Source organism: Halogeometricum pallidum JCM 14848 (assembly GCF_000337095.1).
In the GTDB taxonomy this organism is placed as follows: domain Archaea; phylum Halobacteriota; class Halobacteria; order Halobacteriales; family Haloferacaceae; genus Halogeometricum; species Halogeometricum pallidum.
Map to the genome: position 1 here is coordinate 23,203 of NZ_AOIV01000001.1, position 13,786 is coordinate 36,988.

Annotated in this window: 14 protein-coding genes; 8 read left to right on the plus strand and 6 right to left on the minus strand. The window is 68.2% G+C overall.

Annotation, left to right across the window (positions count from 1 at the left end; translation table 11 throughout):
* Positions 1-93 precede the first annotated feature (93 nt).
* Positions 94-1,359 (minus strand): translation elongation factor EF-1 subunit alpha, encoded by a 1,266-nt coding sequence (gene tuf, locus C474_RS00135; protein ID WP_008382758.1) that lies wholly within the window; start codon positions 1,357-1,359, stop codon positions 94-96.
* A 439-nt stretch (positions 1,360-1,798) separates the two neighbouring features.
* On the opposite strand from tuf, the gene C474_RS00140 reads away from it, so the two are divergent.
* The 5 genes from C474_RS00140 (at position 1,799) to gcvPB (ending at position 7,712) form a co-directional block, all read left to right on the plus strand.
* Positions 1,799-2,980 (plus strand): sensor histidine kinase, encoded by a 1,182-nt coding sequence (locus C474_RS00140; protein ID WP_083861924.1) that lies wholly within the window; start codon positions 1,799-1,801, stop codon positions 2,978-2,980.
* Between the two features lie 497 nt (positions 2,981-3,477).
* Positions 3,478-4,581: a glycine cleavage system aminomethyltransferase GcvT gene (gene gcvT, locus C474_RS00145; protein ID WP_008382763.1), complete on the plus strand. Its 1,104-nt coding sequence runs from the start codon at positions 3,478-3,480 to the stop codon at positions 4,579-4,581.
* Positions 4,582-4,583: 2 nt separating this feature from the next.
* Positions 4,584-4,964, plus strand: a complete 381-nt coding sequence (gene gcvH / locus C474_RS00150) for a glycine cleavage system protein GcvH (RefSeq protein WP_008382764.1) — start codon at positions 4,584-4,586, stop codon at positions 4,962-4,964.
* The gene (gcvPA, locus tag C474_RS00155; RefSeq protein WP_008382767.1) at positions 4,961-6,283 is read left to right on the plus strand and encodes an aminomethyl-transferring glycine dehydrogenase subunit GcvPA; all 1,323 of its coding nucleotides are present in this window, start codon (positions 4,961-4,963) and stop codon (positions 6,281-6,283) included. Before gcvH ends, gcvPA begins: the two co-directional genes overlap by 4 nt.
* A 1-nt stretch (position 6,284) precedes the next feature.
* On the plus strand, positions 6,285-7,712 hold the full coding sequence (gene gcvPB / locus C474_RS00160) for an aminomethyl-transferring glycine dehydrogenase subunit GcvPB (RefSeq protein WP_008382768.1): 1,428 nt from the start codon (positions 6,285-6,287) through the stop codon (positions 7,710-7,712).
* 57 nt (positions 7,713-7,769) lie between these two features.
* Here gcvPB and C474_RS22460 read toward each other — a convergent pair whose 3' ends face one another.
* On the minus strand, positions 7,770-7,928 hold the full coding sequence (locus C474_RS22460) for a DUF7838 family putative zinc beta-ribbon protein (protein WP_008382771.1): 159 nt from the start codon (positions 7,926-7,928) through the stop codon (positions 7,770-7,772).
* Between the two features lie 137 nt (positions 7,929-8,065).
* The gene (locus C474_RS00165) at positions 8,066-8,833 is read right to left on the minus strand and encodes a helix-turn-helix transcriptional regulator (protein WP_008382772.1); all 768 of its coding nucleotides are present in this window, start codon (positions 8,831-8,833) and stop codon (positions 8,066-8,068) included.
* 244 nt (positions 8,834-9,077) lie between these two features.
* On the opposite strand from C474_RS00165, the gene C474_RS00170 reads away from it, so the two are divergent.
* Positions 9,078-9,518 (plus strand): hypothetical protein, encoded by a 441-nt coding sequence (locus C474_RS00170; RefSeq protein WP_152421567.1) that lies wholly within the window; start codon positions 9,078-9,080, stop codon positions 9,516-9,518.
* Between the two features lie 12 nt (positions 9,519-9,530).
* Here C474_RS00170 and C474_RS00175 read toward each other — a convergent pair whose 3' ends face one another.
* Complete coding sequence (locus tag C474_RS00175; RefSeq protein ID WP_008382776.1) at positions 9,531-10,559, minus strand: LLM class flavin-dependent oxidoreductase; 1,029 nt, start codon at positions 10,557-10,559, stop codon at positions 9,531-9,533.
* A gap of 84 nt (positions 10,560-10,643) precedes the next feature.
* Positions 10,644-12,071, minus strand: a complete 1,428-nt coding sequence (locus C474_RS00180) for an amidohydrolase (RefSeq protein WP_008382778.1) — start codon at positions 12,069-12,071, stop codon at positions 10,644-10,646.
* Positions 12,072-12,195: 124 nt separating this feature from the next.
* Between C474_RS00180 and C474_RS00185 the strand changes: the two genes are divergently transcribed.
* Complete coding sequence (locus C474_RS00185) at positions 12,196-12,459, plus strand: hypothetical protein (RefSeq protein ID WP_008382779.1); 264 nt, start codon at positions 12,196-12,198, stop codon at positions 12,457-12,459.
* A 6-nt stretch (positions 12,460-12,465) separates the two neighbouring features.
* On the opposite strand, the gene C474_RS00190 is transcribed toward C474_RS00185, so the two are convergent.
* Positions 12,466-13,476 (minus strand): lysylphosphatidylglycerol synthase transmembrane domain-containing protein, encoded by a 1,011-nt coding sequence (locus C474_RS00190; protein WP_008382781.1) that lies wholly within the window; start codon positions 13,474-13,476, stop codon positions 12,466-12,468.
* A gap of 36 nt (positions 13,477-13,512) precedes the next feature.
* Between C474_RS00190 and C474_RS22260 the strand changes: the two genes are divergently transcribed.
* Positions 13,513-13,786 (plus strand): hypothetical protein (locus C474_RS22260; protein ID WP_008382783.1); only part of this gene is annotated, 274 nt, incomplete at its 3' end.

Sequence of the window (13,786 nt, forward strand, 5' to 3'; positions counted from 1 at the left end):
GGGGCCGGTACGTGGTCGCGGCGGCGTCGCTCGCCGCTCCCGCGGAACGCTGCGTCGAAGGAAAACGAAGTCGCGGGGTCCGAAATCGACCGACTACCGCTCGTGAACTTCGAGCACCTTGCCGGCCGCGATGGTCTGACCCATATCGCGGACGGCGAAGGAGCCGAGTTCGGGAATCTCCGAGGAGGGTTCCAGCACCAGCGGTTTCTGCGGGCGCAGGGTCACGACCGCCGCGTCGCCGGCCTTGATGAAGTCGGGGTTCTCCTCTGCGACTTCGCCCGACGCGGGGTCGAGTTTCTGGTCGATGGACTCGAACGTGCAGGCCACTTGGGCGGTGTGCGCGTGGATGACCGGCGTGTAGCCCGCGGTGATGACCGAGGGGTGCTGCATCACGACGATCTGCGCCTTGAACGTCTCGGCGACCGAGGGCGGGGCGTCGGCGGGGCCGGCCACGTCCCCGCGGCGGATGTCGTCTTTGCCGATGCCGCGGACGTTGAACCCGACGTTGTCGCCGGGGCCGGCGCTGTCGACTTCCTCGTGGTGCATCTCGATGGTCTTCACCTCGCCCGATACGTCCGACGGTTGGAACGAGACGTTGTCCCCGACGTTCAGTACGCCCGTCTCGACGCGCCCGACGGGGACGGTGCCGATGCCGGAGATGGTGTAGACGTCCTGGATGGGGACGCGCAGGGGGGCGTCCGTCGGCGGTGACGACTCCGGGAGGTTGTTCAGCGCCTCCAGCACGGTGGGACCGTCGAACCAGTCCATGTTTGCGGAGCGTTCGGCGATGTTGTCGCCCTCGAACGCCGAGATGGGGATGAAGCGCGCGTCGTCGCTGTCGAAGCGGACCTGCGTGAGTAGCTCCTGCACCTCCTCTTTGACCTCGTTGTAGGTGTTCTCGCTGTAGTCGACGGTGTCCATCTTGTTGACCGCGATGATGAGCGTCTCGATACCCAGCGTGCGGGCCAAGAAGACGTGTTCGCGGGTCTGCGGGGCGACGCCGTCGTCGGCGGCGACCACGAGAACGGCGTGGTCGGCCTGCGAGGCGCCCGTAATCATGTTCTTCACGAAGTCGCGGTGACCGGGCGTGTCCACGATGGTGAAGTAGTACTTCTCCGTGTCGAAGCGCTGGTGGGCGATGTCGATGGTCACCCCGCGCTCTCGCTCCTCGGCGAGGTTGTCCATGACGTAGGCGAACTCGAAGCCGGATTTACCCTTCTCGGCCGCCTCCTCGCGGTGCTGTTCGATGATGTGTTCGGGGACGCTTCCCGTCTCGAACAGGAGTCGACCGACGAGTGTGGACTTCCCGTGGTCGACGTGTCCGATGATGGCCAGGTTCTGGTGTGGTTTGTCGCTCATGAGTGGAAACGCGTCGGCGGCGGCGCCCGCAAAGCGGACCCGGTTCGCGACGCTCAGCTATCTAGATGGATTCGAGAGGACAAAACGGTTCCCCGGGTACGAACGCCCGAATTGACGACTATCAGCCGATCAGACGGTTCGCATCAAACGGTCCATGTCGGCGAAGGTAGCCGTTCGGCGGTGGTCATCAGCAGCGTGGGCGTCTCGGTTGGGAGAATTTGCTACAATCATAGTAACTTATTGGACGTCCGTCGGTATAACTCTGTTTTCGCGTATTTTGATTTGTCGCAGAACTCGACTGTTCCCGTCCCTGGTATTTATCTGGCCTCTTACAGATAGTATGATAATAGAGAAGTCATATGTATAGATAACGTCTCGAAACGAGACATTCGAGCGGCGAAAGCGGGCGGCTATCGGACGATACGGGGGCAGGAGACATATGGAACGAAACACACGAGGGGGTAAGGGAGCGACGAAGGGACCGCGGCTACTCGTCGGATTGGGGTATCTGTTCGTGCTCGCCATCGTCGGCGAGTGGGTAGTAATGGAGACTCTCTATCCGACAGAACCACTGACGACGGATTACGCGTTCACGCTCCTGTTCAACGGACTTCCGGCGCTCGGAATCAGCTACGGCGGCTACTGGCTCCGGCGGAGCGACATCGAACCCGACCAGTACCGGCGCGTCGTCCGCTGGTGTCTCGGCGGACTCGTCGTCTTCTGCTCGCTCAACCTCGTGATGATCGCTATCTGGCCGGCCGAGGGATTCAGAGCCAACCTCGGGTGGGCCCGCGGGACGGCAGTCTTCGGGGCGGTGGGCGGACTCCTCGTCGGCGGCATCGAGGCGCGCACAGTCCGGCGCGCCCGCGTCGCCGAACGCGAAACCGCCCACACCAAGCACGTGGAGTCCCAGCGCCGGTGGTTCGGCTATCTCAACAGCCTCCTCCGGCACGAGGTGTTGAACACGGCCAACGTCATCGAGGGGTACAGCGAGCTGCTCATCGATGACGACCCCGACGAACTCGCCGCGGACCGACTCGAAGTCATCCGCCGGCAGAGTCGGAGTCTCACCGATGTCATCGACGACGTGCGGGTGCTGCTCGAAGCGACCGAGGAACCCGACGAACTCGAGGCCGTGAACCTCTCGGCGATGCTGGCCGACCGACTCGCCGAACTGCGGGTGCGCGACCCCCGGGCCGACGTCCGAACGGCCGTCCCCGACGACGTGTTCGTGCGGGCCGACGGCCTCCTCTCGCGGGTGTTCTCGAACCTCCTGCACAACGCCGTCGAACACCACGACGGCGACCGTCCGACCGTCTCCGTGTCGGTCGAGACGACCGACGAGACGGCTCTCGTCACGATAGCGGACGACGGTCCCGGCGTGCCCGAGGCCAAACGCGACGCGATATTCGAAGGAGACGTCCGGTCGAGCAACCATGGCCTCGGGCTCTATCTGGTTCGGACGCTGACCGAACGGTACGACGGGACGGTCGAACTCCGCGAGACGGGGCCGGAGGGGAGCGTCTTCGCCGTCGAACTCCCTCTCGCCGAGAAGTCGACGGGGGTGTTCGACCCCGCCGAGGCGGTGGTTCCGGCGGCTATCGCCGTCTGGACCGGGTAGCCCGCGGGCCGGAAACGGGCGTGGCGAGGCAGCGTTGGCTTTCTCTCCGACGGGCCGGACCGCCCTATCAGTCGACCCGGCGGGTCGGACGTTGAAGACGCGTCCTCGTGTTCCTCGACGGGGCGGTTGCGGGGCGGGAGGCGCTCGGTACGGCGCTCCTGCGTCGCCTCCGGTCGACCGTCGAAGGTGTCGGCTTCCTCACCGGATTCTTCGTGACGACCGCCGGCGCGATAGCGGTCGTCTCGTGGAGAGGGGGGGCGTGCAGTCGGGCGAACGGGCGCCCTCCGCGTCGCCGCCGCGTCGCGAGCATCGTCGTCGGCCCTTCCTCGCGACCGAGGCGACCGGGCTGGTCGGCGCGTTCGAACCGCGCGCCGTCCGAACACCGACCGAACCGCATTTGCTATCGCAGTATGTGATTTATTGGAGGAGTACGGCCGTCCGCCGGAACGCCGAACCGACATACCAAAGCATTACTTCGCCCGAACCAACTCGGAGATATGGCCCTTCGCAAACCGCCGTTGCGCGAGGCTCACGCGGCCCGTGATGCCAAGTTCACGGAGTTCGGTGGGTGGGACATGCCGGTCGAGTTCGACTCGATACGGACAGAGCACGCGGCCGTCCGCGAATCGGTCGGCATCTTCGACGTCTCGCACATGGGCGAGGTGGAGGTGTCCGGTCCGGACGCGACGACGCTGATGCAGCGACTCACCACGAACGACGTGACGCGCCTCAACCCCGGCGACTCGCAGTACGCGATGATAACGAACGAGGAGGGAACGATTCTGGACGACACCGTCGTCTATCGCCTCCCCGACGAAGCGGGGGAGCGGTACCTGTTCATCCCGAACGCCGGACACGACGCCCAGATGCACGAACGGTGGACGGTCCACCGCGACGAGTGGGGGTTGGACGCGCAGGTAAACGACGTCACCGAGGAGTGGGCGATGTTCGCCGTGCAGGGTCCCGACGCCGGGGACGCCGTCGCGGCCGCGTCCGACGGGGACGCCGCCGACCTCCCGAAGTTCGAGGCACACTACGCGGACGTCGTCGGCGCCCGGTCGTGGGTCGCCCGCACCGGATACACCGGCGAGGACGGGTTCGAGATACTCTGTCCGTGGGACGACGTCGAGACGGTGTGGAACGCGTTCGTCGACGACCACGACTGCACGCCGTGCGGCCTCGGCGCGCGCGACACGCTCCGAATCGAGATGGGATTCCTGCTCTCCGGGCAGGACTTCGACCCCGAGACGGAGCCTCGCGACCCCTACGAGGCCGGCGTCGGCTTCACGGTGAAACTCGACACGGAGTTCGTCGGCCGCGACGCCCTCGAAGCCGTCTACGAGGAGGGCGTCGACGAGAAGTTCGTCGGGCTGAAACTGCTCGACCGCGGCGTCGCCCGACACGGTTACGACGTCGTCGACGACGACGGACACGTCGTCGGCCACGTCACCAGCGGAACGATGAGTCCCACCCTGAACGAACCAATCGCACTCGGCTACGTCCCCGTCGAGCACGCGGAACCCGGCACGCGCCTCCGCGTCGCCGTCCGGGAGCAGGAAAAGCGCGCGAAGGTAGTCAGCACGCCCTTCTTGGAGGATTAACAATGTTCGAAGTACCCGAAGACCGCAAGTATCTGGAATCGCACGAGTACGCAACCACCGACGGCGAGACGGCCACCGTCGGCATCTCCGACTTCGCGCAGGACGAACTGGGCGACGTCGTCTTCGTCGAACTCCCCGCGGAGGGTGACGAGATGACGAGGGGCGAGGAGTTCGGCGTCGTCGAGTCCATCAAGGCCGTCTCCGACCTCTACGCCCCCGTCTCCGGGACGGTGGTCGACGTGAACGAGGAACTGTTCGACCGGCCGGAACTCGTCAACGAGGACCCCTACGGCGAGGGATGGATGCTCGAAGTCGAGGTGTCGGACGCCGACGAGTTCGACGAACTGCTCTCGCCCGAGGAGTACCGCGACCAGACCGAATGACGCGCGGAAGCCCCTACGCACCCCACACCGACGCGGAGACGGCCGCGATGCTCGACGCCGTCGGCGCCGACGACGAGGAGTCGCTGTTCGACATCCCCGAAGACGTTCGATTCGACGGCGAGTTCGGCATCGAAGCGCGCGGAGAGCGGGAACTTCGAACCGAACTGTCGGACACGTTCGCCAGGAACCGACGGCTCACCGAGTTCCTCGGGCGCGGCCACCACGGCCACTACGTGCCGTCGCTGGTCGACGACATCTCGCGCCGTTCGGAGTTTCTCACCTCCTACACGCAGTATCAACCCGAGATAACGCAGGGGTTCCTGCAGGTGCTGTTCGAGTACCAGTCGATGCTGGTCGAACTCACCGGCCTCCCCGTGGCGAACTGCTCGATGTACGACGCCGCGACGGCGCTGGCGGAGGCGGCGCGCCTCTCGAACCGCGTCCGCCGCGTCTCCGGTACCCGCGTGCTGGTCCCGGAGACGCTCCACGCGGGCAAGCGGAGCGTCCTCGACAACTACGTCTCCGGGACGGCCCTCACCGTCGAGACGTACCCGATGGACGACGGCAACGTCGACGTCGACGCCCTCGCCGAACGGGTAGACCAGAATACCTCGATGGTGTACGCCGAGAACCCGACGGTCCGCGGCGCCATCGAGGAGCGCCTGTCCGAAATCGGTGATATCGCGGACGACGCGAACACGCTGTTCTGTCTCGGCACGGACATCGTCGCGCTCGGACTCCTCGAAGAACCCGCGAGCGTCGGCGCCGACGTCGTCGTCGGCGAGGCGGACGCCCTCGGGATGCCCACCTCGTACGGAATGGGCCTCGGCCTGTTCGCTACCCGCGAGGAGTTTCTCCGACAGGTGCCGGGACGACTCGTCGGCGCCGGCGAGGACGCCGGCGGCAGGCGCGCCTACACGCTGACGCTGCAGACGCGCGAACAGCACATTCGCAAGGAGCGCGCCACCTCGAACATCTGCACGAACCAGGCGTGGGTCGCCCTCCGGACGGCGATGCACGTCGCGTCCCTCGGTCCGGACGGACTCGTCGACCTCGCGAAACGCTGTGTCACCGACGCCGAGTCGCTCGCGGCGGAGTTGAGCGACCTGAACGGCGTCCAAGCGCCCGTCCACGACCGACACCACTTCCGGGAGTTCGTCGCCCACACCGACCAACCGGCCGAAGCCATCGCCTCCGATTTGGAGAAAGAGGGCTTCGCCGTCCACGTCGTCGGAGAGCACGAACTACAGGTATGCGTCACCGACCTGAACGCCTCGAAGACCGACGAGTTGGTCGCGGCGTTCGAGGAGGTCTTGTAACATGGATTACGACCAAGCGCGTTACTCGCGCGACGACCAGTACGAACCGCTCCTCGCCGAAAAGAACGCGACGCGGGTCGAGATAGACGAAGAGGACTCGCCGCTGCCGGACGAGTTGACCCGCGACGCGGTGGAACTGCCCGACCTCTCGGAACCCGAACTCGCCCGCCACTACACGCGCCTCTCGCAGATGAACTGGGGCGTCGAGAGCGGACCGTACCCGCTCGGGTCCTGTACGATGAAGTACAACCCCTCGTTCACCGAGGACGTGGCCGCCGACCCGAACGCGGCGGTCCACCCCGACCGCTCCGCGCGGAGCGTGCAGGGGTCGCTGGAACTGCTCTACGACCTGCAGGACTACCTCGCGCGCATCGGCGGGATGGACGCCGTGACGCTCCAACCGCCCGCCGGTGCGGCGGGCGAGTTCGCGGGCATCCTCGTCGCGAAGGCGTACCACGAGGCGAACGGTAACGACCGGAGCGAGGTGGTCATCCCCGCCTCCGCGCACGGGACGAACTTCGCGTCGGCCGCAATGGCCGGCTACGACGTCGTCGAACTCCCGAGCGACGAGGACGGCCGCGTCGACGTGGACGCCCTCGAGGCCGCGCTTTCGGAGGACACGGCCGCCCTGATGCTCACCAACCCGAACACGGTAGGCCTCTTCGAACGGGACATCGTCGACATCGCGGAGATGGTTCACGACGTCGGCGGCCTGCTCTACTACGACGGCGCGAACCTCAACGCCCTCCTCGGGCGCGGCCGCCCGGGCGATATGGGCTTCGACATCATGCACTACAACGTGCACAAGACGTTCGCCACCCCGCACGGCGGCGGCGGACCGGGCGCCGGCCCCGTCGGCGTCGTCGAGGAACTCGCCCCGTACCTCCCGAGTCCCCGCGTCCGCGAACGCGGCGGTAACTACGAACTGTTCGACCCCGAGGAGTCGATCGGCAAAGTCCACGGCTACCAGGGCAACTGGCTCGTCCTCGTGAAGGCGTACGCCTACATCGCCCGCCTCGGCGACGAGGGACTGGCGGACTCCTCCGCGAAGGCCGTCCTGAACGCGAACTACCTCGCCTCGCAACTGGACTACGAGGTGCCGTACGAGCCGTTCCACCACGAGTTCGCGGCCACCGCCGGCGACAGGGACGCCGCGGACGTCGCAAAGCGAATGCTCGACTACGGCGTCCACCCGCCGACGACGAAGTGGCCCGAGTTCGTCCCCGAGGCGATGCTCACGGAACCGACGGAGGTGGAGAACCGCGACTCGCTGGACGACCTGGCGCACGCGTTCAACGCCGCGATGGCCGACTCCGACGAGGAACTGGCGAACGCGCCCTCGAAGACGACGGCGCGGCGCATCGACCAGGTGAGCGCCGCGCGCGAACCCCGTCTGTCGTGGCGAGCGCTGGACGCGGACGGCGAGTAACGTCCGCTCCGTTTCGAGGGCACCGCTCTCGGCGCGCCGTCGAAAGAAGGAACCGGCCTACGCCGTGCGGATGTCGCCGTCTATCTGGATGAACCCGAACCCGCAGTCGCTACAGCGCCACTTCGTCTTCTTCCCGAGGTGAATCTCCATGTACGCCGTCTTCCAGAACTCGTTGCTGTCGCACTCGGGGCAGTCGCGTTCCATCTCCAGACTCATACCCGCAGTTCTGCGTCGATGCCAGTTGAAGATACTGGTTCCGGGCCCCTCCGGCCTCGGCGAATCCGAGCTGATCCAGTTCGTATATTCTATTTCGCGATATCGAACGGAAAATTCTGCGATGGTGTTCGGCAGCCTCACCCGGTCACTCGTTCGGAACGCTCCCGGTATCGCTCGAACAGTTCCGTCGCCCACGCGTGAAACCGCGAGTCGTCGGACTCGGCGAGTGCGCGCAACTGACCCTCCTCGTCGTAGGCGGCCAGCAGCAGTCGGTCGTCGCCGACGACGAGTCCGACGCGGAAGGCATCGGGACAGCGGTACAACGAGAGGGCGCCCGAACGGACGACGGCGGCGAACTCCGTCGGGTTGCGCTCGCGGGCGCGTTCGGCCGTCGACGCGGGCATGACCAGTTCGGTGTGAACGCCGCGCAGGGCCAGCGTCGCGTGGGCCTCGTGAAACAGGCGGCTCAGCACCGGCGAGAGCATCCGGACCCGGTTCGTATCGAAGCGCTTCACGCTCGTGACGTAGCGGTGGACGGGCGCCTGCGGGTCCTCGTCCGTCGCGACGGTGAGGTCCGCGTCGTCGAGCCACGCCGGGTCCGGCGCGTGCTCGCGGTCCGGGAGGTGCCGGAAGAGGGGCGCGAAGGCGTCGATTCGGTCGAGGGCGTCGACGTACGCCGCGTGTTCCTCGGCGACGAGAGCGCCGGTCACGGTCAGCCGGTACGTCCCCCCGCCGCCTTCGACCCACCCGCGGTCGGCGAACTCCGCGAGGTTCCGCTGGACGCTCCGCCGCGAGGACGGGCCGTCGGCGGCGAGTTCGCTCGGCGACGCCGCCCCCTCCGAGAGGCGCAGGAGGAGCGTCAGGCGGTCGGGCGAGTCCGCGAGGAACCGCGCGTCGTCGGACACGGGTACGGGTATCGAAACCGGGAGAAAAAACCCTGTCGTCGCGGGCCATTGAGCGACCGAGGGCGCGCGAACGACACCGCTCGGCGTGACCGACGCGGTCCGTCACGAACGCCACGCGGTGACGTAAATTCGCCCGGCCCCGTCGCCTCGTACATGGACGCTCCGCTCGTCGGCGCCGCCCGCGCCGAATCTCCCCTCGACCGAACGCTCGCCCGACGTGACCGCGCCGCGGTGGTGTGAGACCGTGCGCCGAGCGGCCCCTCTGGCGTTCGTCCGCGACTGGGTCGCGGGCACCGCCGCCATCGGCGCCCTGTACCTGCTGATGCGCGTCCCCTTCCACCCGACCCAGATTCCGGGCTACCTCCTCGTCGTCGGCTTCGACGTGCTGGAGGCGACGCTCGGGTCGACCGGTACGCGGTACCCGCTCTGGTTCGCCGCGTACCTGTCCGGTCTCGGCGCGGCCGGCGCCGTCGTCTCCCGCGTGCTCCGGACGCTGGCCGTGCGAACGGACGTCTCGGGTTGGCGCGTCGGCGTCGCGGGCGGATGCGTCGTCGTCGGCGCCGGTGCGCTCGCGTTCGCATTGTTCGTCTCCGCTCGCGTCGGCGTCGTCTCGGTCCTGCTCACCGGCGGGACGGCGCTGGCGCTGTTCGCCGTAGCGGGTCTGTTCCTCCGGTTCGGCGCCTGAATCGCGGCGCCGTTACCGACCGTCCAGTCCGACGGCCTCGGCCAGCAGTTCGTGTGACTCCAGCGCGTGATCGTGTTCGGCGACCACCTGCTGTATCATCATCTCGTCGGCGCCGACGCGGTCCGACAGTTGCTCCAGCAGGCCGGCGAGCGTCTCCGGACTCCCGGAGATGGCTCGGGGCCACTCGTCGTCCTCGAGGGTCGCGGGCGTGGGGTTGGGGACGCCGCCGAGTTCGTCTATCGATTCTTCGATGGAGGGTCTGGTGCCCACCTCGCCGCGCCGCATCCGCTTGTAGGACGCTTCGGCCACCGCACGACGACGCGCCGCTTCCTCGTCGGTTTCCGCGCAGACGGCGTTCAGCGCGACCATCACCTTCGGTTCGTCGACGCCGCCGGCCGACCCCGAAGGCTCGAACCGCTCGCGGTACTCCGCGATGGAGTGGGCGGCGAACTGCGGGCGGATGAACGCCGCGAAGCAGTAGGGGAGGCCGAGTTCGCCCGCGATGGCCGCGCTGGAGGGACTCGAACCGAGGGCCCACGGCGCCGGAGGTTCGGCGCCCGAGCGCGGAATCTCCAGGTCGGCGTAGGCGTGCGTGTCGGGATACTCGTCGTAGAGGTGGCTGACGACCGCCTCTATCTTCTCGCGGTGGTCCGCGTCGGGGTCCTCGACGCGCCGTTCGGTGCCGAGGGCGCTGTCGGACGCCGGCGACCCGTTCGCCCGCCCGAGTCCGGCGTCGACCCGTCCGGGGGCGAGGCCGTCCAGCGCGCCGAACACCTCGGCGACCTTGAACGGACTGTAGTGGTTCAGGAGGACGGCGCCGGTGCCGAGGCGAATCGCGTCCGTCTCGCCGGCGAGGCGGCCGAGCAGCACCTCGGGGGTCGTCCCGGCGAGCGTGCTCGCCATCCCGTGGTGTTCGGCCACCCAGAAGCGCGAGTAACCCAGTTTCTCGGCGCGCTTCGCGGTTTCGACGGTGTTCGCGTAGGCGTCGGCGGCGGTGCCGCCTTCGGGGACCGGAGAGAGGTCGACGAGAGAGAGGTCCATGACCGAACTCGGAGACTGCGACCCAAAACCGTTCGGCTACCAGCAGTCCGTCGGTCCGGTCGACTCCCGGCGGGACGGCCCCGCTCAGCGGCTCACGAGTTCGTAGGGGTCGGCATCCTCGGGGAGGGGGCTCTCGTAGTCGTGGTCGGCCGAGCGCTCCTCGAACTCGGCGCGGGCGCGAGCGCGGAGTTCGTCGTCTCCGAGCAGGTCCGCGAGCGTCGCCGCGATGGTCTTCGCGGCGAACGCCATGCCGACGGTGCCGAGGTCCCTCCCGGCCGCGACGGCCTGCCAGGAGTGCGCGGGCGTGCCGACGACCCACGTCGCCGCCGTGAACCGGCCGAGCGGGACGTTCCACGACACGTCGCCCGAATCCGTCGAGTAGGACCCGACCTCCCCCTCGTCGAGGGCGTCGATGGGCCGAGAGAACATCGCCGACTCCCGGGCCGCCTCGCGTTCGGACTCGGGCAGTTGTTTGAGGGCCCCCTCGGCGTCGCCGAGGGTCTCGCGGAGGTCCTCGGCGAACGCCGCCTGCTCGTCGTCCAGCGGGAAGTCCACGAGGTCCATGTTCTCGCGGACGGCGTCGGCGAGGGCGTGGTTCGGTAAGACGCCGTACATCCCCGCCGTCTTCGTCGCGTCGAGGTCCGTGCGAGTCATCGTCGCGGCCGCGCCGGCGATGTCGCGCACCCACTCGGAGATGCGCTCTACCTCCTCGCGTTCGGGTGCGCGGACGATGTACTCGACGCTGGCCTCGCCCGGGACGACGTTGGCCGCCGCCCCGCCGTTCCGGACGACGTAGTGGATTCGCGCGGCGTCGGGGACGTGTTCGCGCATGTACTCGACGCCGGTGTTCATGAGTTGGACCGCGTCGAGCGCCGACCGCCCGGACTCCGGCGCGGCGGCCGCGTGCGACGTCTCCCCGCGGAAGGTGAAATCGAAGCCGTCGTTGGCGAGACAGGAGCCCTTGCTCGGCGCGTTGTACCAGCCGGGGTGCCAAGAGACGATTGCGTCCACGTCGTCGAAGGCGCCGTCGCGGACCATGTACACCTTGCCGCCGCCCGCCTCCTCGGCGGGCGTGCCGAAGAAGACGACCGACCCCGAGAGGTCGCCGCGCTCGATGGCGCGCTTGACCGCGAGGGCGCCGCCGAGGCTGCCGACGCCGAAGAGGTTGTGTCCGCACCCGTGGCCGGGCGCGCCGGGTTCGACGGGGTCGCGTTCGGCCGTCGCGCGCTGGCTCATCCCCGGCAGCGCGTCGTACTCGCCCATCGTGCCGACGACGGGGTCCTCCTCGCCGTACCGCGCCACGAACGCCGTGTCGATGCCGCCGGCGCCCGCCTCCACCTCGAAGCCCTCCTCCCGCAGGACCGACTGGAGTCGTTCGCTCGACTCGGACTCCCGGAGCGCCACCTCCGGGTTGTCCCAGATGTCGCGGGCGAGCGTCCGCAACCGCTCCCGTTCGGCGTCGATATCCTCGAACAGCGCCCGCTTCACCGCTCCGACGTCGCTGGTTGCCATGCGTCACCACTCCACAGATAGAGGGTAAAGGGTTCGCCCACCGGCAGTCGGCGGGCGGGCGATTCTCGGGTCGCGGCGGTCGAACCGGCGCAGAGTAGAAACCGTTCGCCCGCGAATCGGTGATATGGCAGATACCGTCCGCTGTTGGTTCGTCGAGCGCGATTACAACGACCGCGACCTGATTATCATCACGTACGCGACGCCGGAGGGCGACCGAGTGTACCGCCGAGAACTCGCGGCGCAGGTGGTCGACTCCTCGACGGTCACCGCCGCCCGCGACGTGGACCCCGACAACCTCGAAGCGGTCGACGACCCCGAGACGCGCGAGCGCTACGCGGCGGAGGCCGAGCGAGTCGCGAACGAACACGACCCGGACGAGAGGATCTGATTCAGTTCAGTTCCGGTAGGTGAGCCACAGCGTCGCGCCGCCGCCCAGCGGCAGTACGAACCAGAAGCTGGCGACGCGATAGAGGAGCGCGATGGCCGCGGCCGTCGGCGTCGGCACGCCGGCCAGCGCCACCAAGAGCCCCGTCACGGCGGCTTCGACGCCGCCGAGGCCGCCGGGGGTGGGGACGAGACTCGCCATCGAACTCGCCGGGACGATGAACGCGACCAGTTGGAGCGGCAGGCTGACGCCCATCGCCCGCCCGGCCAGCCACAGCGGTAGGGCGAAGAACACCCAGCCGACGTAGGCGAACGCGATGGTTTCGAGCACCCACGAACGGCGCTCCCCGAGTTCGCCGATGAGCGAGAAGAAGCGAGCCACCCGCTCTTCGATGCCCTCGGCGTTGACGAACCCCACCCGCGAGGCGATTGGGTCCAGAACGCGGGCTATCAGCCGCGTCGCCCACCCGCGGGCCCGCCAGACGAGATAGGCGATCAGGGGGACGCACACAGCGATAGCGCCGAGTCCGTACACCAGCGGGCGTACGTTCGTCGGGACGCTGCCGGTGACGCCGAGCACCACGACGCCCGCGCCCGCGAAGGTGAAAAACGGGAGGAGGTTCAGCGAGTCGGTGGTGACGACGCTGGCCAGCGACTCCTCGTAGCCCACCTCGTGGTCCGCCGACAGCACCGCGGCGACGAACGGACCGCCGCCGGCCTTGCCGAACGGCGTGACGTAGTCGGCGAACGTCGCGGCGTAGTACGTCGGGACGAGGTCTCGGTACGGAATCTCCACCGAGAGCGACGAGAGCACCACGTCCCAGCCCTTCGCCCAGGCGGTGAGCGCGACGAGCGAACTCCCGCAGGCGAGGGCGACGGGGAGCAGGTCCGCCTTCGACAGCGCGGAGAGGATCGAGTTCCACCCGAGGACCCGACCGAACACGTACAACAGGATCCCCGCGACGCCGAACCCGACGAGCGACTTCAGCGCCGTACGGCGGTCGAACGTCGACTCGCTCATTCGGACGAGCGTTGTCGGAGCGGACGGTTAAGCGAGGTGGCTGACCGGGGTGCGGGGGACGGGTACGACCCGTTCGTCGGGGCGCGCACGTTACCTCGCCGAGGCGGCCGACGCGTCCAGACGGCCGCTCTCGTCTCCTCCGTCGTCGCCGTTCGCTTCGATATCGTCGCCTTCGCCGCCCTCTCCACCTTCGCCGCCTTCGCCGCCCTCTCCACCTTCGCCGCCTTCGCCTCCTTCGCCTCCTTCGCCGCCCTCTCCACCTTCGCCGCCTTCGCCGCCCTCTCCACCTTCGCCGCCTTCGCCTCCTTCG

Coding starts and splice junctions, on each gene's coding strand:
- C474_RS22460 (WP_008382771.1), bottom strand. CDS start 7,928: ATGAGTCTGGAGATGGAACGCGACTGCCCCGAGTGCGACAGCAACGAG.
- gcvT (WP_008382763.1), top strand. CDS start 3,478: ATGGCCCTTCGCAAACCGCCGTTGCGCGAGGCTCACGCGGCCCGTGAT.
- C474_RS00190 (WP_008382781.1), bottom strand. CDS start 13,476: ATGAGCGAGTCGACGTTCGACCGCCGTACGGCGCTGAAGTCGCTCGTC.
- C474_RS00185 (WP_008382779.1), top strand. CDS start 12,196: ATGGCAGATACCGTCCGCTGTTGGTTCGTCGAGCGCGATTACAACGAC.
- C474_RS00175 (WP_008382776.1), bottom strand. CDS start 10,559: ATGGACCTCTCTCTCGTCGACCTCTCTCCGGTCCCCGAAGGCGGCACC.
- gcvH (WP_008382764.1), top strand. CDS start 4,584: ATGTTCGAAGTACCCGAAGACCGCAAGTATCTGGAATCGCACGAGTAC.
- C474_RS00140 (WP_083861924.1), top strand. CDS start 1,799: ATGGAACGAAACACACGAGGGGGTAAGGGAGCGACGAAGGGACCGCGG.
- tuf (WP_008382758.1), bottom strand. CDS start 1,359: ATGAGCGACAAACCACACCAGAACCTGGCCATCATCGGACACGTCGAC.
- gcvPA (WP_008382767.1), top strand. CDS start 4,961: ATGACGCGCGGAAGCCCCTACGCACCCCACACCGACGCGGAGACGGCC.
- gcvPB (WP_008382768.1), top strand. CDS start 6,285: ATGGATTACGACCAAGCGCGTTACTCGCGCGACGACCAGTACGAACCG.
- C474_RS00180 (WP_008382778.1), bottom strand. CDS start 12,071: ATGGCAACCAGCGACGTCGGAGCGGTGAAGCGGGCGCTGTTCGAGGAT.